This window comes from Streptomyces sp. CS113 (genome assembly GCF_002188365.1).
In the GTDB taxonomy this organism is placed as follows: Bacteria; Actinomycetota; Actinomycetes; order Streptomycetales; family Streptomycetaceae; genus Streptomyces; species Streptomyces tendae.
The window spans coordinates 6,372,383-6,393,050 of record NZ_KZ195574.1; the positions used below are offsets into that span (position 1 = coordinate 6,372,383).

Here is a 20,668-nt window from a genome sequence, read left to right on the forward strand (position 1 = left end):
AGGGGTGCGGACGGCCCGTCCCGGGCCGGGGGGAGGGCACATGAGCAGGAAACCCGAACTGAAGGGCCGGGCGGCCCGCCTCGCCCGGCTCCTGCCCACCGGCGGCACCCGGGGCCAGGCGGCCCGGGCGCCCTTCGTCCTCCTGGTCGTCGTCCTGCTCGGCGGCGGCCTCATCGGGCTCCTCGTGCTGAACTCCGCCCTGAGCGAGGGCTCCTTCCAGCTGGACGACCTCAAGCAGCGGACCAAGGAACTCACCGACGAGGAACAGGCGCTCCAGCGGGACATCGACGCCTACTCCGCCCCCCGGGCCCTCCAGCGCCGCGCCCTCGAACTGGGCATGGTGCCCGGCGGCGACCCCGCCTTCCTCGACCCCGACGGCACCGTCAAGGGCAACCCCAGCCCCGCGCCCGCCGCGGCCGCCCCGCTCGTGCTCGCCCCCGAGGCACTGGCCTCCACGTCCGCCGGCGCGACCGGGGCCACGCCGTCCCCCTACAGCGAGCCGTCCGCCCCGGCCCCCACGTCCACCACCGCGGCCACACCCAGCACAGCCGCCACCCCCACCACAGCGGCGACGCCCACCCCGACCCCGACTCCCGGCAGGTGACGGAAGTGTCCGACAGGGAACCGCCGCGCCGCCGCGTGCCCGGACCCGCGAGGCCCGTCCGCCCCGGCGGCGGGCGCCGCCCGGGACCGGGCGCCCGGCCGGCCCGCAGGCCAGGACCGCCCCGGCCGGCGCCCCGCGCCTTCCGGCTGGGCAGCCCGCGCCCCCGGCTGCGCATGATCGGCCTCGCGCTGACCCTGGTGCTCGCCGCCTTCGTCGTGCGGCTCCTCCAGGTGCAGGCCGTCGACGCCGGCACCTACTCGGCGAAGGCCGAGCAGAACCGCTACGTCGTGCACACCCTGCCCGCCGAACGCGGCGGGATCACCGACCGCAACGGCGTCGCCCTCGCGTCCACCGTGGACTCCTACGACATCACCGCCGACCCCACGATGTTCACCCGCGAGCAGCTGAAGGTGGACGACGGACCCGAGCAGGCGGCGGCGCTGCTCGCGCCGATCCTCGGCCAGGACCAGGAGCAGCTGGCCAAGGTGCTCCGCCCGAAGAACAAGGAACTGCGCTACGTCCGCCTCGCGCGCCGGCAGACCCCCCAGGTCTGGAACCAGATCAAGGACCTGAAGACCGCGCTCACCACGAAGGCGGAGACCGACAGGTCGACGGTCAACGCGCTCGCCGGCGTCTTCGCCGACCCCAGCAGCAAGCGCGTGTACCCGGGCGGCGACCTCGCCGCCGGCATCCTCGGCTGGGTCGGTGCCGACGGCAAGGGCGGCGGCGGCCTGGAGCGGAAGCTGGACAAGACGCTGGCCGGCGAGGACGGCAAGATCCGCTACGCGCAGTCCGGCGGGCGCCAGGTGCCCACCGCCGGTTCCACCGAGACGCCCGCCGTGCCCGGCAGCGACGTGGAGCTGACCATCGACCGCGACATCCAGTGGGCCGCGCAGCACGCCATCAGCGAGCAGGTGGAGAAGTCCAAGGCGGACGGCGGCTACGTCATCGTCCAGGACACGACCACCGGCGAGATCCTCGCCATGGCCAACTCACCCGGCTTCGACCCGGGAGACCTCGCCCACGCCGACCCCGACGCGCTGGGCAACGCCGCCCTCCAGGACGCCTTCGAGCCGGGCTCCACCGCCAAGGTGCTGTCGATGGCGGCCGTGCTGGAGGAGAACGTCGCCACCCCGGACACCCACATCACGGTCCCCAACCGGCTCAAGCGCGGCGACCGGCTCTTCAAGGACGACATCGACCACCCGACCTGGTACCTCACGCTCAACGGCGTGCTCGCCAAGTCCAGCAACATCGGCACGATCATGGCCACCGGCGAACTGGGCAAGACCCAGGCCGAGGCCAACAAGGTGCTCTACTCATACCTGCGCAAGTTCGGCCTCGGCGACTACAGCGGGCTCGGCTTCCCGGGGGAGACCAAGGGCATCCTCGCGCCGCCCGGCCAGTGGTCGACCTCGCAGCAGTACACGATTCCTTTCGGCCAGGGCGTCTCCGTGAACGCGCTCCAGGCGGCCTCCATCTACTCGACCGTCGCCAACGGCGGCGTCCGTATCGAACCCACGCTCGTCCGCGGCACCAAGGGCGCCGACGGGCGCTTCACTCCGGCGCCCGAGCCCAAGAAGACCCGCGTGACCAGCGAGAAGACCGCCAAGACCCTCTCCCGGATGCTGGAGTCCGTCGTCGACGACGAGGAGGGCACCGGCACCAAGGCCCGCATCCCCGGCTACCGGGTGGCGGGCAAGACGGGCACGGCCAACCGGGTGGATCCGGCCACCGGCAAGTACCACGGCTACACCTCGTCCTTCGCCGGGTTCGCCCCCGCCGACAAGCCCCGCGTCACCGTCTACTGCGCCATCCAGAACGCCACCGAGGGCAGCTACTTCGGCGGCCAGATCTGCGGCCCCATCTACAAGCAGGTCATGGAGTTCGCCCTGAAGACCCTCCAGGTCCCGCCGACCGGGGCCGACCCCGCGAGGCTCCCGGTCACCTTCAGACCCTGAGCCGTACCGCCCCTCCCGCATCGAGCCCGTACCGAGCCAGCGCCGTTTCAGTACCGAGCCACCAGGAACCACCCGTGACAACGATCACCCCCGACCCCGGGAACCAGAGCGGCCCCCAGGCCTCGCCCCAGCCCTCGCTTCGCCGGGAAGCGGGTACTCCCGGTACGCTCACCGCCGTGCCACACCCTGATCAGTCCCAAACCACCCAGAAGGGCCACCCCGTGACATACCCGGGACCGCCCCGGCCGGTGCGGATCTCCGCCACACCCCTCGCGGAACTCGCCGATCAGCTGGGTGCCGCCGCGCCGGACGGCTCCGCCGAGATCACGGGGATCACCCACGACTCGCGCGCCGTCCGCCCCGGTGACCTGTACGCCGCCCTCCCCGGAGCCCGCCTGCACGGCGCCGACTTCGTCACCCAGGCCGCCGGTCTCGGCGCGGCCGCCGTGCTGACCGACCCGGCCGGCGCGGAGCGTGCCGCCGCCGCCGGGCTGCCGGCGCTCGTCGTCGACGACCCGCGCGCGCGGATGGGCGAGCTGGCGGCCACGATCTACGGCCACCCGGGCCGCGACCTGCTCCAGATCGGCATCACCGGCACCTCCGGCAAGACCACCACCGCCTATCTCGTCGAGGGCGGCCTGCGCACGGCGAAGTCCACCGGCCTGATCGGCACGGTCGAGATGCGCATCGGCGACGAGCGCATCAAGTCCGAGCGGACCACGCCCGAGGCCACCGACCTCCAGGCGCTGTTCGCGGTGATGCGCGAGCGCGGCACCGAGGCGGTCGCGATGGAGGTCTCCAGCCACGCCCTGGTGCTCGGCCGCGTCGACGCCTGCGTCTTCGACATCGCCGTCTTCACCAACCTCAGCCCGGAGCACATGGAGTTCCACTCCGGCATGGAGGACTACTTCCAGGCCAAGGCGCAGCTCTTCACCCCGAAGCGCAGCAGGCTCGGCGTGGTCAACGTGGACGACGAGTACGGGCGGCGCCTCGCCAACGAGGCCACCGTCCCGGTCGTCACCTACTCCGCCGAGGGCCACCCGGACGCCGACTGGCGCGCCGACGAGGTCGAGGTCGGCCCGCTGGACTCGACGTTCACCGTCCTCGGGCCGAAGGGCGAGCGGATCGCCGCCAAGTCGCCGCTGGCCGGGCCGTTCAACGTGGCGAACACCCTCGCCGCGATCGTCGCCCTGGCCGCCGCCGGACTCGACCCGCAGAGCGCCGCCGACGGTGTCGCCGCCGTACCGGGCGTGCCGGGCCGCCTCGAGCGCGTGGACGAGGGCCAGCCCTTCTTCGCGGTGGTCGACTACGCCCACAAGACCGACGCCGTCGAGTCCGTCCTGCGGGCCCTGCGCAAGGTCACCGAGGGCAGGCTGCACGTGGTGCTCGGCTGCGGCGGCGACCGGGACACCACCAAGCGGGAGCCGATGGGCGCCGCCGTGGCCCGGTTCGCCGACACCGCCGTACTGACCTCCGACAACCCCCGCTCCGAGGACCCCCTCGCGATCCTCGCCACCATGCTCCAGGGCGCGGCGTCCGTGCCCGCGCACGAGCGCGGCGAGGTGCAGGTCTTCGAGGACCGGGCCGCCGCGATCACCGCCGCCGTCGCCCGGGCCGAGCCCGGCGACACGGTGCTGGTGGCGGGCAAGGGCCACGAGCAGGGCCAGGACATCGCCGGGGTCGTCCGTCCCTTCGACGACCGCCAGGTGCTCAGCGAAGCCATCAAGAAAGCCCAGGGATGAGATCCCGAATGATCCAGCCGATCCTGATCCTGATCCAAGGGACGAACTTGTGATCACCCTCTCACTCGCCGAGATCGCAGAAGTCGTCGGCGGGCGGATGCACGACATACCGGACGCGTCCGCCGAGGTCACCGGGCCGGTCGTCCGGGACTCCCGGGAAGCGGGGCCCGGCAGCCTCTTCGTCGCCTTCGTCGGCGAACGGGTGGACGGCCACGACTTCGCCGCGCAGGTCGTCGAAGCGGGAGCGGTGGCCGTCCTCGGCTCCCGCCCCGTCGGCGTGCCCGCGATCGTCGTGGACGACGTCCAGGCCGCCCTGGGCGCCCTCGCCCGGCACGTCGTGCGGCGCCTCGGCACCACCCTCGTGGCCCTCACCGGGTCGGCCGGCAAGACCAGCACCAAGGACCTGATCGCCCAGGTCCTGCGCCGCAAGGCGCCCACGGTCTTCACGCCCGGTTCCATGAACAACGAGGTGGGGCTGCCGCTCACCGCGCTCACCGCCACCGACGAGACGAAGTTCCTCGTCCTGGAGATGGGCGCCCGCGGCATCGGCCACATCCGGTACCTCACCGAACTCACCCCGCCGAAGATCGGCGCGGTCCTCAACGTCGGCTCCGCGCACATCGGCGAGTTCGGCGGCCGGGAGCAGATCGCCCAGGCCAAGGGCGAACTCGTCGAGGCCCTGCCGCCGGCCGAGGAGGGCGGCGCCGCGATCCTCAACGCGGACGACCCGCTCGTACGGGCCATGGCCTCCCGAACGAAGGCGAAGGTGATCCTTTTCGGAGAGTCCGGCGAAGCGGACGTTCGCGCCGAGAACGTGCGACTCACGGACACCGGACAGCCTTCCTTCAGCCTTCACACACCCTCCGGTGCAAGCGATGTGACCATGCGCCTGTACGGTGAGCACCACGTGTCGAACGCGCTCGCCGCGGCCGCCGTCGCCCACGAGTTGGGCATGTCCGCAGACGAGATCGCCACCGCGCTCTCCGAGGCGGGCTCCCTCTCCCGCTGGCGGATGGAGGTCACCGAGCGCCCGGACGGCGTGACGGTCGTCAACGACGCCTACAACGCGAACCCCGAGTCCATGAAGGCCGCGCTGCGTGCGCTCGTCGCCATGGGAAAGGGGCGCCGTACGTGGGCGGTGCTCGGCAAGATGGCCGAGCTCGGGGACGAGGCGCTCGCCGAGCACGACGCGGTCGGACGGCTCGCCGTCCGGCTCAACGTCAGCAAGCTCGTCGCGGTCGGGGGCAGGGAAGCCCAATGGCTGCAACTGGGCGCATATAACGAGGGTTCGTGGGGTGAGGAGTCGGTGCACGTGTCCGACGCACAGGCGGCGGTCGACCTGTTGCGCAGCGAGTTGCGCCCAGGAGACGTCGTGCTCGTGAAGGCGTCCCGTTCGGTGGGTCTTGAGGGTGTCGCCACGGCGCTCCTCGAGACCGGCGCCGAGGGTGAGGTTGCCGCCCGATGATGAAGCAGATCCTGTTCGCAGGAGTCATTGGCCTCTTCCTCACGCTGGTCGGCACCCCGCTGCTGATCAAGCTCCTGGCCCGCAAGGGCTACGGCCAGTACATCCGCGACGACGGACCGCGCGAGCACGCCAGCAAGCGCGGTACGCCGACCATGGGTGGTATCGCCTTCATCCTGGCGACGGTCGCCGCGTACTTCCTCGCCAAGGGCATCACCGGCTATCTGGACCCCGACATCGACGCGGGGCCGACCTTCTCCGGTCTGCTGGTGATCGGCCTGATGGTGGGCATGGGCCTGGTCGGCTTCCTCGACGACTACATCAAGATCGTCAAACGGCGTTCGCTGGGCCTGCGGGCCCGGGCGAAGATGATCGGCCAGCTCACCGTCGGCATCGCCTTCGCCGTGCTCTCGCTGCAATTCGCGGACAACCGGGGCAACACCCCGGCCTCCACGAAGCTGTCGTTCATCACCGACTTCGGCTGGACCATCGGCCCGGTGCTGTTCGTCGTCTGGGCGCTGTTCATGATCCTCGCGATGTCGAACGGCGTGAACCTCACCGACGGCCTGGACGGCCTGGCCACCGGCGCCTCCGTCCTCGTCTTCGGCGCGTACACCTTCATCGGCGTCTGGCAGTTCCAGGAGTCCTGCGCCAACGCGCTGACCCTGACCAACCCGGGCGCCTGCTACGAGGTGAGAGACCCGCTCGACCTCGCGGTGGTCGCCTCCGCGCTGATGGGTTCCTGCCTCGGCTTCCTGTGGTGGAACACCTCGCCGGCCAAGATCTTCATGGGCGACACCGGTTCGCTCGCGCTCGGCGGTGTGCTCGCGGGTCTGGCGATCTGCTCGCGCACCGAACTGCTGATGGCCATCCTCGGCGGCCTGTTCGTCCTGATCACCATGTCGGTGGTCATCCAGGTCGGCTCCTTCCGCCTCACCGGCAAGCGGGTCTTCCGGATGGCGCCACTCCAGCACCACTTCGAACTCAAAGGCTGGTCCGAGGTCCTTGTCGTGGTCCGCTTCTGGATCATCCAGGGCATCTGTGTGATCGTCGGACTCGGCCTCTTCTACGCGGGATGGGCAACGGACAAGTGACCTCCTCGGTGCCTTCGGAATTCACCGGCAAGCACGTCACCGTCGCCGGACTCGGCGTCTCCGGCGTCCCGGCGGCCAAGGTCCTGCACGGACTCGGCGCGCACGTCACGGTCGTCAACGACGGCGACGACGAGCGCGCCCGGGCGCAGGCGGCCCAACTGGAGGCGCTCGGCGTCACCGTGCGCCTGGGCGACGGGGACACCCTCCCCGAGGGCACCGAACTGATCGTCACCGCCCCCGGCTGGAAGCCCACCAAGCCCCTGTTCACGGCGGCCGAGCGGGCCGGTGTCCCGGTCTGGGGCGACGTGGAACTGGCCTGGCGGCTGCGCGGTCTGGACGGCCGGGAGCCCGCACCCTGGCTGGCGGTCACCGGCACCAACGGCAAGACCACCACCGTCCAGATGCTCGCCTCGATCCTGAAGGCGGCCGGGCTGCGCACCGCCGCCGTCGGCAACATCGGCGTCTCCCTGCTGGACGCGGTCACCGGCGAGGAGGAGTACGACGTCCTCGCCGTGGAGCTGTCCAGCTACCAGCTCCACTGGGCGCCCTCGCTGCGCGCCCACTCCGCCGCCGTCCTCAACCTCGCCCCGGACCACCTCGACTGGCACGGCTCGATGGAGGCGTACGCCGCCGACAAGGGCCGTATCTACGAGGGCAACCGGATCGCCTGCGTCTACAACGTCGCGGACAAGGCCACCGAGGACCTGGTCCGCGGCGCCGACGTCGAGGAGGGCTGCCGTGCGATCGGCTTCACCCTGGGCACCCCCGGTCCCTCCCAACTCGGCGTCGTGGAAGGCATCCTGGTCGACCGCGCCTTCGTCGAGGACCGGCACAAGAACGCCCAGGAACTGGCCGAGGTCTCCGACGTGAACCCGCCGGCGCCGCACAACATCGCCAACGCCCTTGCCGCCGCGGGCCTCGCCCGCGCCTTCGGCGTCTCCGCCGCCGCCGTACGCGACGGGCTGCGCGCCTTCACCCCGGACGCCCACCGCATCGCACACGTCGCCGACGTGGACGGCGTGGCCTACGTGGACGACTCCAAGGCCACCAACACCCACGCCACCGAGGCCTCCTTGGCGGCCTACGAGTCGATCGTGTGGATCGCCGGCGGGCTGGCGAAGGGCGCGACCTTCGACGAGTTGGTCGCGGGCGCGGCGAAGCGGCTGCGCGGTGCCGTCCTCATCGGCGCCGACCGCGCCCTGATCCGCGAAGCCCTGGCGCGACACGCGCCCGAAGTACCCGTGGTCGACCTCGACCGGACCGACACTGGTGCGATGCTCCAGGCCGTCCAGGAGGCGCGGCGGCTCGCCCGGCCCGGTGACACGGTGCTGCTGGCACCGGCCTGTGCCTCCATGGACATGTTCACCAACTACAACCAGCGCGGTGACGCGTTCGCGCAGGCCGTTCGCGAACTCGGCGCCTGACCCGGCCGCCTCCTGCCGCCGGGTGAACTCGGGAGGACGCGTGGGACGGTCCATGCCGACGTACAGCGGAGGCCGCGATGCCCGGTAGTCCCCAGAGCCGCACCGGACGTCCGCCCGTACAGCGGTCCGTCAGGCGACCCGCCACACCGGGGCCGCCGCACGAGAACGGCGCGCTCCGCCTCTACCACCGGCTGCGCCGGGCCTGGGACCGGCCACTGACCGCGTACTACCTGATTTTCGGCGGCAGTCTGCTGATCACCGTGCTCGGCCTGGTGATGGTCTACTCGGCGTCCCAGATCACCGCGCTCCAGCTCTCGCTGCCCGGCTCGTACTTCTTCCGCAAGCAGGCCCTCGCGGCGCTGATCGGCGGGGGGCTGCTGGTCGCCGCCATGAGAATGCCGGTGAAACTGCACCGGGCGCTGGCCTACCCGATCCTCGCCGGTGCCGTCTTCCTGATGATCCTCGTCCAGGTGCCGGGGATAGGAGTCGCGGTCAACGGCAACCAGAACTGGATCGCGCTGGGCGGCTCCTTCCAGATCCAGCCCAGCGAGTTCGGCAAGCTGGCCCTGGTGCTGTGGGGCGCGGACCTGCTCGCCCGCAAGCACGACAAGAAGCTGCTGACCCAGTGGAAGCACATGCTGGTGCCGCTGGTGCCCGCCGCGTTCATGCTGCTCGGGCTGATCATGATCGGCGGCGACATGGGCACCGCGATCATCCTCACCGCGATCCTGTTCGGTCTGCTGTGGCTGGCCGGCGCGCCCACCCGGCTGTTCGCCGGCGTGCTCTCGATCGCCCTGCTGCTCGGCTTCATCCTCATCAAGACCAGCGCGAACCGCATGGCCCGGCTCAACTGCCTCGGCGCCACCGACCCGGGCCCCGGCGACTCCTGCTGGCAGGCCGTGCACGGCATCTACGCCCTCGCCTCGGGCGGACTGTTCGGCTCCGGGCTCGGTGCCAGTGTGGAGAAATGGGGCCAACTGCCCGAGGCCCACACCGACTTCATCTTCGCCGTCACCGGTGAGGAACTGGGCCTGGCGGGGACGCTGTCCGTGCTCGCCCTCTTCGCGGCTCTAGGCTATGCGGGTATCCGCGTGGCCGGACGCACGGAGGACCCCTTCGTGAGGTATGCCGCGGGAGGCGTGACCACCTGGATCACGGCCCAGGCCGTGATCAACATCGGTGCGGTCCTCGGGCTGCTGCCGATCGCCGGCGTCCCGCTCCCGCTGTTCTCCTACGGGGGCTCCGCCCTGTTGCCGACCATGTTCGCCATCGGTCTGCTGATCGCGTTCGCGCGTGATGAACCCGGTGCGCGGGCGGCGCTTGCGTTGCGGCAACCTCGCTTTGGTAGAAAGCGGGGAGCCGGGGGACCCGCGGCCAAGCGGAGACCCGGGAGTTGGAACACGATGCGACGGCGCGCCTCGAAGGCGCGTTCGTCCGGAGAGCGGTGAATTTCGGTGCATGTCGTACTCGCCGGCGGAGGAACCGCGGGCCACATCGAGCCCGCGCTCGCCCTCGCGGACGCCCTGCGCAGGCAGGATCCGACCGTGGGGATCACGGCCCTGGGCACGGAACGCGGCCTGGAGACCCGCCTGGTGCCCGAGCGGGGTTACGAGCTGGCGCTGATCCCGGCCGTGCCGCTGCCGCGCAAGCCCACCCCCGAGCTGATCACCGTCCCGGGCCGGCTGCGCGGCACCATCAAGGCCGCCGAGCAGATCCTGGAGCGCACCAAGGCGGACGCCGTGGCCGGCTTCGGCGGCTACGTGGCGCTGCCCGCCTACCTCGCGGCCAAGCGGCTCGGCGTGCCGATCGTCGTCCACGAGGCCAACGCCCGCCCCGGCCTGGCCAACAAGATCGGATCGCGTTACGCCGCCCAGGTCGCCGTCTCCACTCCCGACAGCAAGCTGCGCAACTCCCGCTACATCGGCATCCCGCTGCGCCGCTCCATCGCCACCCTCGACCGCGCCGCCGCGCGCCCCGAGGCCCGCGCGATGTTCGGGCTCGACCCCAACCTGCCGACGCTGCTGGTCACCGGCGGTTCGCAGGGCGCCCGGCGGCTCAACGAGGTGGTGCAGCAGGTCGCACCCTGGCTCCAGCAGGCCGGCATCCAGATCCTGCACGCGGTCGGACCCAAGAACGAACTGCCGCAGGTCCACCAGATGCCGGGGATGCCCCCGTACATCCCGGTAAGTTATCTGGACCGGATGGACCTCGCGTACGCCGCCGCCGACATGATGCTCTGCCGCGCGGGCGCGATGACCGTCGCCGAACTCTCCGCCGTCGGGCTCCCGGCCGCCTACGTCCCGCTGCCCATCGGCAACGGCGAACAGCGGCTCAACGCCCAGCCGGTGGTCAAGGCCGGCGGCGGGCTGCTGGTCGACGACGCGGAACTCACGCCCGAGTGGCTCCAGCAGAACGTCCTGCCCGTGCTCGCCGACCCGCACCGGCTGTATGAGATGTCCCGCGCCGCCGCCGAGTTCGGCCGCCGGGACGCCGACGACCTCCTCGTCGGCATGGTGTACGAGGCGATCGCCGCCCGTGCGCACCGCTAGACACTGACGGAAGGCAGGGGAGCGTGGCCGGATCGACCACCGCCGAGCGGGGTGCACGGCAGCAGGAGTCGTCCGGCCCGCCCCGGGTGCGCCGGTTCCGCCCGCCCCGCCTTCGTACGATCATCATCCTCGCGGTGGCGCTCGTGCTCGTCACGGGCGGCACCGTCTGGGTGCTCTACGGCTCGAACTGGACCCGCCTGGAACAGGTGTCGGTCTCGGGAACACGCGTCCTGACGCCCGCGCAGGTGCGCGAGGCCGCCGACGTGCCGGTCGGGGACCCGCTGATCTCGGTCGACACCGAGGCGGTCGAGGCCCGACTTCGCCGGAAATTGCCCCGCATTGACGAGGTCGACGTGGAGCGTTCCTGGCCGCACGGAATCGGACTGAAAGTGACCGAGCGTACGCCGGTCCTGATTGCTCAAAAGGGCCGAAACTTCGTGGAAGTGGACGAGGAAGGCGTCCGTTTCGCGACGGTTTCCAAGGCCCCGAAAGGCGTACCCGCGCTGGAATTGGAACCCGCCCGTTCCGGTTCCGCCGCGGCGAGCCTGCGCCGCTTCGACGACGACCGCCTGGTGCGCGAGGCGGTGCGGGTGGCCGGCCGCCTCCCGGCCAAGGTCGCCCGGGACACACGGGTCGTCAAGGTCCGTTCCTACGACGACATCTCGCTGGAGTTGAGCGGCGAGCGGACCGTGTCGTGGGGAAGCGGTGAGCAGAGCGTGCGCAAAGCCCGCGCGCTCACCGCGCTGATGAAAGCGACGCCCGATGCGCGGCACTTCGACGTGAGCGTTCCCACCGCCCCCGCGTCATCCGGGAGTTGACGGGTATACGTGCAGGCCAGCACCCTGGTTGGGCAGCGCTACGGCTGATCACATAGGGTGAAAAGAAAAACGGGAGGTTCGGCGTGTTCGTTGAACGTGCGCCACTTGTCGACTTAGTGTCCTGTTCGGAAGAGTCCAAGGAACAGACACACTGGTAACCCTAAACTTCAGCGTTAGGGTTCGGGTCGGCGCTACGGACCGTCCCAATCGGCATCAGTCGTCGGGTCGCGGGGGCATCAGTGCTTCGGCGGTCGGGCGACACGTAACTCGAGGCGAGAGGCCTTCGACGTGGCAGCACCGCAGAACTACCTCGCAGTCATCAAAGTCATCGGTGTCGGCGGCGGTGGTGTCAATGCCATCAACCGGATGATCGAGGTCGGTCTCAAGGGCGTCGAGTTCATCGCCATCAACACCGACGCGCAGGCGCTGTTGATGAGCGACGCCGACGTCAAGCTCGACGTCGGCCGCGAACTCACCCGCGGACTCGGCGCCGGAGCCAACCCGGCCGTCGGCCGCAAGGCCGCCGAGGACCACCGCGAGGAGATCGAGGAGGTCCTCAAGGGGGCCGACATGGTCTTCGTGACCGCCGGTGAAGGCGGCGGCACCGGCACCGGCGGCGCGCCCGTCGTGGCCAACATCGCCCGCTCGCTGGGCGCCCTCACCATCGGCGTGGTCACCCGCCCGTTCACCTTCGAGGGACGGCGCCGGGCCAACCAGGCCGAAGACGGCATCGCCGAGCTCCGCGAAGAGGTCGACACCCTCATCGTCATCCCCAACGACCGGCTGCTGTCCATCTCGGACCGCCAGGTCAGCGTGCTCGACGCGTTCAAGTCCGCCGACCAGGTGCTGCTGTCCGGTGTGCAGGGCATCACCGACCTCATCACCACCCCCGGCCTGATCAACCTGGACTTCGCCGACGTGAAGTCGGTCATGTCCGAGGCCGGTTCGGCCCTCATGGGCATCGGCTCGGCCCGCGGCGACGACCGCGCGGTGGCCGCCGCCGAGATGGCGATCTCCTCGCCGCTGCTCGAGGCGTCCATCGACGGCGCCCGGGGCGTGCTGCTCTCCATCTCCGGCGGCTCCGACCTCGGCCTGTTCGAGATCAACGAGGCCGCCCAGCTGGTCAGCGAGGCCGCTCACCCCGAGGCCAACATCATCTTCGGCGCGGTCATCGACGACGCCCTCGGCGACGAGGTGCGGGTCACCGTGATCGCGGCCGGCTTCGACGGGGGCCAGCCGCCGTCCAAGCGGGACAACGTCCTCGGGTCCTCCTCGGCCAAGCGCGAGGAGCCCACCCCGGCCCGGCAGACCGAGAGCCGCCCGTCCTTCGGCTCGCTCGGCAGCGTCAAGCCCAAGGAGGAGCCGGAGCAGGCGCCCGCGCCGGAGCCGGTCGCCGACCTGCCCGTCTCCCCGCCGCCGGTTCCGCCGTCGCGGACCTACTCGGACAGCGCGGCCGAGGAACTGGACGTGCCGGACTTCCTGAAGTGATAGGACAGCGCGACACCGTGAACGGCGCGCACTTCGGCTTCACCGACCGGTGGGGCGGAGTGAGCGCCGTTCCGTACGAGGAGCTCAACCTCGGCGGAGCCGTCGGTGACGACCCCGCCGCCGTGACGGCCAACCGGGAGCTGGCGGCCAAGTCGCTGGGCGTCGACCCGGCCCGGGTGGTCTGGATGAACCAGGTGCACGGCGCCGACGTCGCAGTCGTCGACGGCCCCTGGGGCGACGCCCCGGTTCCGCGGGTCGACGCGGTCGTCACCGCCGAAGGCGGTCTCGCCCTCGCCGTCCTCACCGCCGACTGCGTGCCCGTCCTGCTCGCCGACCCGGTCTCCGGCATCGCCGCCGCGGCGCACGCGGGCCGGCCCGGCCTGGTCGCCGGGGTCGTCCCGGCCGCCGTACGGGCCATGGCCGAACTCGGTGCGGACCCCGCCAGGATCGTCGCCCGCACCGGACCCGCCGTGTGCGGCCGGTGCTACGAGGTGCCCGAGGAGATGCGCGCCGAGGTGGCCGCCGTCGAACCGGCGGCGTACGCCGAGACGAGCTGGGGCACACCGGCGGTCGACGTGAGCGCCGGTGTGCTCGCGCAGCTCGAGCGCCTCGGGGTGCGCGACCGGGCGCAGTCGCCGGTGTGCACCCGGGAGTCGGCGGACCACTTCTCGTACCGACGCGACCGCACCACCGGGCGGCTCGCGGGCTATGTGTGGCTGGACTGATGGGGCATGACGGACCGTAAGCACGAACTCGCCGCGAACCTGGCGAAAGTGGAAGAGCGCATCACCGCCGCCTGCGCGGCCGCGGGCCGCCCGCGCCAGGACGTGACCCTCATCGTGGTCACCAAGACCTACCCCGCGGACGATGTGCGCATTCTCTCGGAACTCGGGGTGCGCCACGTCGCGGAGAACCGCGACCAGGACGCCGCGCCCAAGGCCGCCGCCTGCTCGGATCTGCCGCTTTCGTGGCATTTCGTCGGCCAGTTGCAGACCAACAAGGTGCGGTCCGTGGTCGGTTACGCGGATGTCGTGCAGTCGGTCGACCGGGCCCGCCTGGTCACGGCCCTGTCGAAGGAGGCCGTACGGGCCGGCCGCGAGCTGGGCTGTCTCCTCCAGGTCGCGCTCGACGCGGGGGAGAGCGCGCGCGGGGAGCGCGGCGGCGTCTCGCCCGCGGGAATCGAAGAGTTGGCCGACCTGGTCGCCGGATCGGACGGGCTGCGGTTCGACGGACTGATGACGGTGGCTCCGCTCACCGGCGCGTACGCGGGACGCCAACAGGCCGCGTTCGAGCACCTCATGGATTTGTCGACCCGCGTGCGCCGAACCCATCCGGCTGCGAACATGGTCTCCGCAGGGATGAGTGCGGACCTCGAACAGGCCGTGGCCGCCGGAGCGACACATGTACGCGTCGGCACTGCGGTACTCGGAGTCCGCCCCAGGCTCGGGTAACGTCGCCAAGAAGTCGGACCACAGCAGAAAATATGGTCATTACCGCCGAAAGGCGGAAGTAACGACCTCGTGGATCGCAGGCACTTGGAGTCGTCAGCAGATCCACCACAGAGCGGAGGACTCGGAGCATGGCCGGCGCGATGCGCAAGATGGCGGTCTACCTCGGCCTCGTGGAGGACGATGGGTACGACGGCCGGGGGTTCGACCCCGACGACGACTTCGAACCCGAACTGGACCCGGAACCCGAGCGGGATCACCGGCGCCACGAACCGGCGCACCAGTCACATGGTGCGCATCAGCCCCAAAGGGACGAAGAGGTACGAGTCGTACAACCGCCCGCGCAGCGCGAGCCGATGCCCCGTTCCGCTTCGCTCGCGGCGGAATCCGGTCGTCCGGCGCGCATCGCGCCCGTGGCGTCCATCACACAAGAACGCGCAAGCCTGGAAAAGAGCGCACCGGTCATCATGCCCAAGGTCGTGTCCGAACGAGAGCCCTACCGGATCACCACACTTCACCCCCGGACCTACAACGAGGCCCGTACCATCGGGGAACACTTCCGTGAGGGCACGCCGGTGATCATGAATCTCACTGAGATGGATGACACAGATGCGAAGCGACTTGTCGACTTTGCGGCCGGTTTGGTGTTTGGTCTTCACGGCAGTATCGAGCGGGTGACGCAGAAGGTGTTCCTGCTGTCTCCTGCTAACGTCGATGTCACGGCGGAGGACAAGGCCCGCATCGCAGAGGGCGGGTTCTTCAACCAGAGCTGAGACGCACCACCGGTACAGAGCAAGACCACGGGCCCGAGGAAGGGTCCGAGAGATGGTTCAGGGGAGAGGGAAGCACAGGTCATGAGCGTGGTCCTGGATGTCGTCTACATCGCGCTGATGTGCTTCCTCATCGTGCTCATCTTCCGGTTGGTCATGGACTACGTCTTCCAGTTCGCCCGCTCGTGGCAACCCGGCAAGGCGATGGTGGTCGTTCTGGAGGCCACCTACACTGTCACCGATCCACCGTTGAAGCTTCTGCGGCGGTTCATCCCGCCGCTGCGTCTCGGGGGCGTGGCGCTCGACCTGTCCTTCTTCGTACTGATGATCATCGTCTACATCCTGATCTCGATCGTGAGCCGGCTGTGATCGATGAGAGAGATACGGGCTTGCCGAATGCCGACGACAACGTTGAGGTGAAGAGATGCCGTTGACCCCCGAGGACGTGCGGAACAAGCAGTTCACGACCGTCCGCCTCCGAGAAGGCTATGACGAGGACGAGGTCGATGCCTTCCTCGACGAGGTCGAAGCCGAACTGACCCGGCTGCTCCGCGAGAACGAGGACCTGCGCGCCAAGCTGGCCGCGGCGACGCGTGCGGCCGCGCAGAACCAGCAGAACATGCGCAAGCCTCCGGAACCTCCGCAGGATCAGCAGCAGCAGGGTCCGCCGCAGCAGGGGCAGCCGCCGCACCAGCAGGGGCACCCGCAGCAGGGCGGTATGCCGCAGCAGGGCATGCGAGGTCCCGGCGCTCCGGTGCCCGCCGGCATATCGGGCCCGCCGCAGCAGCAGATGGGTGGCCCCATGGGTGGTCCGCCCCAGCTGCCGAGCGGTGCCCCGCAGCTGCCCGCCGGCCCCGGCGGACAGGGTGGCCCGCAGGGTCCCGGCCCGATGGGTCAGGGTCCGGGGCCGATGGGCCAGGGCCCGGGTCCGATGCAGGGCCAGATGGGTCCCGGTCCGATGGGCGGCCCCATGGGCGGCCCGCAGGGTCACGGCGGCCCCGGCGGCCCCGGTGGCATGCCCGGCCAGGGTGGCCCCGGCGGCGACAGCGCCGCCCGCGTGCTCTCGCTGGCCCAGCAGACCGCCGACCAGGCGATCGCCGAGGCCCGTTCCGAGGCCAACAAGATCGTCGGCGAGGCCCGTTCGCGTGCCGAGGGTCTGGAGCGGGACGCCCGTGCCAAGGCGGACGCCCTGGAGCGGGACGCGCAGGAGAAGCACCGCGTCGCGATGGGCTCCCTGGAGTCCGCTCGCGCCACGCTGGAGCGCAAGGTCGAGGACCTGCGCGGCTTCGAGCGCGAGTACCGCACGCGGCTGAAGTCCTACCTGGAGTCGCAGCTGCGCCAGTTGGAGACCCAGGCCGACGACTCGCTCGCCCCGCCGCGTACCCCCGCGACGGCCTCTCTGCCGCCGTCCCCGGCGCCCTCGATGGCACCGGCCGGCGCGAGTGCCCCGTCCTACGGCGGCAACCAGTCGATGGGCAGCGGTCCGGGCCAGTCCGGTCCGTCCTACGGCGGTCAGCAGCAGATGTCGCCGGCGATGACCCAGCCGATGGCACCGGTGCGGCCCCAGGGGCCGTCGCCGATGGGGCAGGCGCCCTCGCCGATGCGCGGGTTCCTGATCGACGAGGACGACAACTGATCTGTAGTACGGCGTAGCCTTCGGCAACGTTCAGGGCGGGCCCCGGGTTTCTGAACCCGGGGCCCGCCCTTGTGCCGTGTGCGCGGATGAGGCACGACGGCCCGCGGCTACGGCGGAGGGCCCGCATCCCCCGGACGCGGGCCCTCGTCGTCTTCCCTCGGCTACTGCTTGCGCAGGCGGAACGAGAGGGACAGGCCCTCGTCCGTGAACGGCGCCCCGTACGTGTCGTCCGCCTCGCCCTGGGCGAAGTCCGTCGCCAGGACCTCGTCGGCGATCAGGCCCGCGTGGTCGGTCAGGGCCGCGATCGTCGCCGGGTCCGTGGCCGTCCAGCGCAGGGCGATCCGGTCGGCGACGTCGAGGCCGCTGTTCTTGCGGGCCTCCTGGATCAGGCGGATCGCGTCCCGCGCGAGACCGGCCCGGCGCAGCTCCTCCGTGATCTCCAGGTCCAGCGCCACCGTCGCGCCCGAGTCGGAGGCGACCGACCAGCCCTCGCGCGGCGTCTCCGTGATGATCACCTCGTCGGGGGCGAGGGTGACGGTCTCGCCGTCGACCTCCACCGACGCCGTGCCCTCGCGCAGGGCGAGGGACAGCGCGGCGGCGTCCGCGGCGGCGACGGCCTTCGCCACGTCCTGGACGCGCTTGCCGAACCGCTTGCCCAGCGCCCGGAAGTTGGCCTTCGCGGTCGTGTCGACCAGGGAGCCGCCGACCTCGCTGAGCGAGGCGAGGGACGCCACGTTCAGCTCCTCCGTGATCTGCGAGTGCAGCTCGGGGGAGAGGGCGTCGAAGCCCGCCACCGCGATCAGCGCGCGGCTGAGCGGCTGCCGGGTCTTGACGCCGGACTCCGCGCGGGTGGCACGGCCCAGCTCGACCAGGCGGCGGACCAGGACCATCTGCTTCGACAGCTCCGGGTCGATGGCCGTGAGGTCCGCCTCCGGCCACGAGGACAGGTGCACCGACTCGGGCGCGCCCGGGGTGACCGGAACGACCAGGTCCTGCCAGACCCGCTCGGTGATGAACGGGGTCAGCGGAGCCATCAGCTGGGTGACGGTCGTGACGACCTCGTGCAGCGTGCGCAGCGCCGCCTTGTCGCCCTGCCAGAAGCGGCGGCGGGAGCGGCGCACGTACCAGTTGGACAGGTCGTCGACGAAGGCGGACAGCAGCTTGCCGGCCCGCTGGGTGTCGTAGGCGTCCAGTGCCTGGGTGACCTGGTCGGTCAGCGCGTGCAGCTCGGAGAGCAGCCAGCGGTCCAGCACCGGGCGGTCGGCCGGGGCCGGGTCGGCCTCGCTCGGGGCCCAGCCCGTGGTGCGGGCGTACAGGGCCTGGAAGGCGACCGTGTTCCAGTAGGTGAGGAGCGTCTTGCGGACGACCTCCTGGATGGTGCCGTGGCCCACCCGGCGGGCCGCCCACGGGGAGCCGCCGGCCGCCATGAACCAACGGACGGCGTCGGCGCCGTGCTGGTCCATCAGCGGGATCGGCTGGAGGATGTTGCCCAGGTGCTTGGACATCTTGCGGCCGTCCTCGGCGAGGATGTGGCCGAGGCAGACCACGTTCTCGTAGGACGACTTGTCGAAGACCAGGGTGCCGACCGCCATCAGCGTGTAGAACCAGCCGCGGGTCTGGTCGATGGCCTCGGAGATGAACTGCGCCGGGTAGCGGCTCTCGAACAGCTCCTTGTTCTTGTACGGGTAGCCCCACTGCGCGAACGGCATCGAACCCGAGTCGTACCAGGCGTCGATGACCTCCGGTACGCGCACCGCTTCGAGGGAGCAGCCCTCGTGGGTGCAGGTGAAGGTCACGTCGTCGATGAACGGGCGGTGCGGGTCCAGGGCCGACTGGTCGGTGCCGGACAGCTCGGTCAGCTCCGCGCGGGAGCCGACGACCGTGAGGTGGTCCTCCGCGCAGCGCCAGATGGGCAGCGGGGTGCCCCAGTAGCGGTTGCGGGACAGGGCCCAGTCGATGTTGTTGTTCAGCCAGTCGCCGTACCGGCCGTGCTTGACCGCCTCCGGGAACCAGTTGGTCTTCTCGTTCTCCTGGAGGAGGCGGTCCTTGACGGCGGTGGTGCGGATGTACCAGGACGGCTGCGCGTAGTAGAGCAGGGCCGTGTGGCAGCGCCAGCAGTGCGGGTAGCTGTGCTCGTACGGGATGTGCTTGAAGAGCAGGCCCCGGGTGTCCAGGTCCTCGGTCAGCTTCTCGTCGGCCTTCTTGAAGAAGACGCCGCCGACCAGCGGGACGTCCTCCTCGAAGGTGCCGTCCGGGCGGACCGGGTTCACCACGGGCAGTCCGTACGCGCGGCAGACCTTGAGGTCGTCCTCACCGAAGGCGGGGGACTGGTGGACGAGGCCGGTGCCGTCCTCGGTGGTGACGTAGTCCGCGTTCACCACGTAGTGCGCGGGCTCCGGGAACTCCACCAGCTCGAACGGGCGCTGGTACGTCCAGCGCTCCATCTCGGCGCCGGTGAAGGACTGCCCGGTGGTCTCCCAGCCCTCGCCGAGGGCCTTCTCCAGCAGCGGCTCGGCGACGACGAGCTTCTCCTCGCCGTTGGTCGCGACGACGTAGGTGACGTCCGGGTGCGCGGCGACGGCGGTGTTGGAGACCAGGGTCCACGGGGTCGTCGTCCAGACGACCAGCGCGGCCTCGCCGGCCAGCGGGCCGGAGGTGAGCGGGAAGCGGACGTAGACGGACGGGTCGACGACCGTCTCGTAGCCCTGGGCCAGCTCGTGGTCGGACAGGCCGGTGCCGCAGCGGGGGCACCAGGGGGCGACGCGGTGGTCCTGGACCAGCAGGCCCTTGTTGAAGATCTCCTTCAGCGACCACCAGACGGACTCGATGTACTCCGGGTCCATCGTGCGGTACGGGTCCTGGAGGTCGGCCCAGTAGCCCATGCGGGTCGTGAGCTCTTCGAAGGCGTCGGTGTGGCGGGTCACCGACTCGCGGCACTTCGCGTTGAACTCGGCGATGCCGTACGCCTCGATGTCCTGCTTGCCGGAGAAGCCCAGCTCCTTCTCGACGGCCAGCTCCACCGGCAGGCCGTGGCAGTCCCAGCCGGCCTTGCGGCCCACGTGGTAGCCGCGCATGGTGCGGAAGCGGGGGAAGACGTCCTTGAAGACCCGCGCCTCGATGTGGTGGGCGCCGGGCATGCCGTTGGCGGTGGGCGGGCCCTCGTAGAACACCCACTCGGGGCGGCCCTCGGACTGCTCCAGGCTCTTGGCGAAGATCTTCTGCTCGCGCCAGAAGTCGAGCACCGCGTGTTCGAGCGCGGGCAGGTCGACCTGGGCGGGCACCTGGCGGTACTGCGGCTGCGTATTCAACGGGCTTCCTCCGGCGGACGTGCTGCCTTCCGTCGGAGGGACGAGAGCCGTGCTCCCGCGGTACCACCCTCCTTGGCCCGGCCGGTGCGTCGTGTGCTCCGGCGAGCCCCCTCATTGGGGTCGCGAGCCGGTTCTACTCGCCGCGGCTGTCCGGCCACGGCTTTCTTCCGGCGGCTCCGGGGTGATCTTCACGTCGCGCTCGCCCCCGGGCTCACACCGTCCCCGGGTCGCTCTGGGCTGCTGACGCCGCTACTCGTCCCCATCCACGCTTTTCGCTCCGCCCAGTGTACGGCGCCGCGCGGGCCGTGGCCGACCCATTTGGGCGTGACCCGAATGCCGCCGTCCGGGGCCCGGCTCCCGGACG

16 protein-coding genes are annotated in these 20,668 nt (G+C 70.9%); 15 read left to right on the forward strand and 1 reads right to left on the reverse strand.

Annotated features, from left to right (window positions below; genetic code table 11):
* The first annotated feature begins 40 nt into the window (after nt 1-40).
* From B9W62_RS28575 to divIVA, 15 genes are all read left to right on the forward strand, one after another.
* Complete coding sequence (locus tag B9W62_RS28575; protein WP_179235719.1) at nt 41-604, forward strand: cell division protein FtsL; 564 nt, start codon at nt 41-43, stop codon at nt 602-604.
* Nucleotides 601-2,565 carry a cell division protein FtsI gene (gene ftsI / locus B9W62_RS28580; RefSeq protein ID WP_087809842.1) on the forward strand — a complete coding sequence of 655 codons (1,965 nt, stop codon included), beginning with the start codon at nt 601-603 and terminating at the stop codon, nt 2,563-2,565. Before B9W62_RS28575 ends, ftsI begins: the two co-directional genes overlap by 4 nt.
* Before the next feature lie 221 nt (nt 2,566-2,786).
* Nucleotides 2,787-4,307 carry a UDP-N-acetylmuramoyl-L-alanyl-D-glutamate--2,6-diaminopimelate ligase gene (locus tag B9W62_RS28585; RefSeq protein WP_087809843.1) on the forward strand — a complete coding sequence of 507 codons (1,521 nt, stop codon included), beginning with the start codon at nt 2,787-2,789 and terminating at the stop codon, nt 4,305-4,307.
* A 49-nt stretch (nt 4,308-4,356) separates the two neighbouring features.
* A complete protein-coding gene (gene murF / locus B9W62_RS28590; protein ID WP_087809844.1) occupies nt 4,357-5,772 on the forward strand; it encodes a UDP-N-acetylmuramoyl-tripeptide--D-alanyl-D-alanine ligase in 1,416 nt (471 codons plus the stop codon).
* A complete protein-coding gene (gene mraY / locus B9W62_RS28595) occupies nt 5,772-6,863 on the forward strand; it encodes a phospho-N-acetylmuramoyl-pentapeptide-transferase (RefSeq protein WP_087809845.1) in 1,092 nt (363 codons plus the stop codon). Before murF ends, mraY begins: the two co-directional genes overlap by 1 nt.
* 8 nt (nt 6,864-6,871) lie before the next feature.
* Nucleotides 6,872-8,287 (forward strand): UDP-N-acetylmuramoyl-L-alanine--D-glutamate ligase, encoded by a 1,416-nt coding sequence (gene murD / locus B9W62_RS28600; RefSeq protein WP_087812151.1) that lies wholly within the window; start codon nt 6,872-6,874, stop codon nt 8,285-8,287.
* A gap of 77 nt (nt 8,288-8,364) precedes the next feature.
* On the forward strand, nt 8,365-9,735 hold the full coding sequence (ftsW, locus tag B9W62_RS28605) for a putative lipid II flippase FtsW (protein WP_087809846.1): 1,371 nt from the start codon (nt 8,365-8,367) through the stop codon (nt 9,733-9,735).
* A 6-nt stretch (nt 9,736-9,741) separates the two neighbouring features.
* Nucleotides 9,742-10,836 (forward strand): undecaprenyldiphospho-muramoylpentapeptide beta-N-acetylglucosaminyltransferase, encoded by a 1,095-nt coding sequence (murG, locus tag B9W62_RS28610; protein WP_087809847.1) that lies wholly within the window; start codon nt 9,742-9,744, stop codon nt 10,834-10,836.
* Between the two features lie 23 nt (nt 10,837-10,859).
* The gene (ftsQ, locus tag B9W62_RS28615) at nt 10,860-11,654 is read left to right on the forward strand and encodes a cell division protein FtsQ (RefSeq protein ID WP_087809848.1); all 795 of its coding nucleotides are present in this window, start codon (nt 10,860-10,862) and stop codon (nt 11,652-11,654) included.
* Nucleotides 11,655-11,942: 288 nt separating this feature from the next.
* The gene (gene ftsZ, locus B9W62_RS28625) at nt 11,943-13,142 is read left to right on the forward strand and encodes a cell division protein FtsZ (protein ID WP_087809850.1); all 1,200 of its coding nucleotides are present in this window, start codon (nt 11,943-11,945) and stop codon (nt 13,140-13,142) included.
* On the forward strand, nt 13,139-13,867 hold the full coding sequence (gene pgeF, locus B9W62_RS28630) for a peptidoglycan editing factor PgeF (protein WP_087809851.1): 729 nt from the start codon (nt 13,139-13,141) through the stop codon (nt 13,865-13,867). Before ftsZ ends, pgeF begins: the two co-directional genes overlap by 4 nt.
* A 6-nt stretch (nt 13,868-13,873) precedes the next feature.
* Nucleotides 13,874-14,593 (forward strand): YggS family pyridoxal phosphate-dependent enzyme, encoded by a 720-nt coding sequence (locus tag B9W62_RS28635; protein ID WP_087809852.1) that lies wholly within the window; start codon nt 13,874-13,876, stop codon nt 14,591-14,593.
* A gap of 128 nt (nt 14,594-14,721) precedes the next feature.
* Nucleotides 14,722-15,363 carry a cell division protein SepF gene (locus tag B9W62_RS28640; protein ID WP_059299077.1) on the forward strand — a complete coding sequence of 214 codons (642 nt, stop codon included), beginning with the start codon at nt 14,722-14,724 and terminating at the stop codon, nt 15,361-15,363.
* 81 nt (nt 15,364-15,444) lie between these two features.
* Nucleotides 15,445-15,729: a YggT family protein gene (locus B9W62_RS28645; RefSeq protein WP_007448661.1), complete on the forward strand. Its 285-nt coding sequence runs from the start codon at nt 15,445-15,447 to the stop codon at nt 15,727-15,729.
* A 55-nt stretch (nt 15,730-15,784) separates the two neighbouring features.
* Complete coding sequence (divIVA, locus tag B9W62_RS28650) at nt 15,785-16,996, forward strand: apical growth/hyphal branching protein DivIVA (RefSeq protein WP_087809853.1); 1,212 nt, start codon at nt 15,785-15,787, stop codon at nt 16,994-16,996.
* 161 nt (nt 16,997-17,157) lie between these two features.
* Here divIVA and ileS read toward each other — a convergent pair whose 3' ends face one another.
* Nucleotides 17,158-20,304 carry an isoleucine--tRNA ligase gene (gene ileS / locus B9W62_RS28655; RefSeq protein ID WP_087809854.1) on the reverse strand — a complete coding sequence of 1,049 codons (3,147 nt, stop codon included), beginning with the start codon at nt 20,302-20,304 and terminating at the stop codon, nt 17,158-17,160.
* Nucleotides 20,305-20,668: the final 364 nt, after the last annotated feature.

Bases quoted from the DNA above. Each gene is read 5' to 3' on its own strand.
- ftsW (WP_087809846.1), top strand. From the start codon at position 8,365: ATGCCCGGTAGTCCCCAGAGCCGCACCGGACGTCCGCCCGTACAGCGG.
- divIVA (WP_087809853.1), top strand. From the start codon at position 15,785: ATGCCGTTGACCCCCGAGGACGTGCGGAACAAGCAGTTCACGACCGTC.
- B9W62_RS28640 (WP_059299077.1), top strand. From the start codon at position 14,722: ATGGCCGGCGCGATGCGCAAGATGGCGGTCTACCTCGGCCTCGTGGAG.
- B9W62_RS28645 (WP_007448661.1), top strand. From the start codon at position 15,445: ATGAGCGTGGTCCTGGATGTCGTCTACATCGCGCTGATGTGCTTCCTC.
- mraY (WP_087809845.1), top strand. From the start codon at position 5,772: ATGAAGCAGATCCTGTTCGCAGGAGTCATTGGCCTCTTCCTCACGCTG.
- B9W62_RS28635 (WP_087809852.1), top strand. From the start codon at position 13,874: ATGACGGACCGTAAGCACGAACTCGCCGCGAACCTGGCGAAAGTGGAA.
- B9W62_RS28575 (WP_179235719.1), top strand. From the start codon at position 41: ATGAGCAGGAAACCCGAACTGAAGGGCCGGGCGGCCCGCCTCGCCCGG.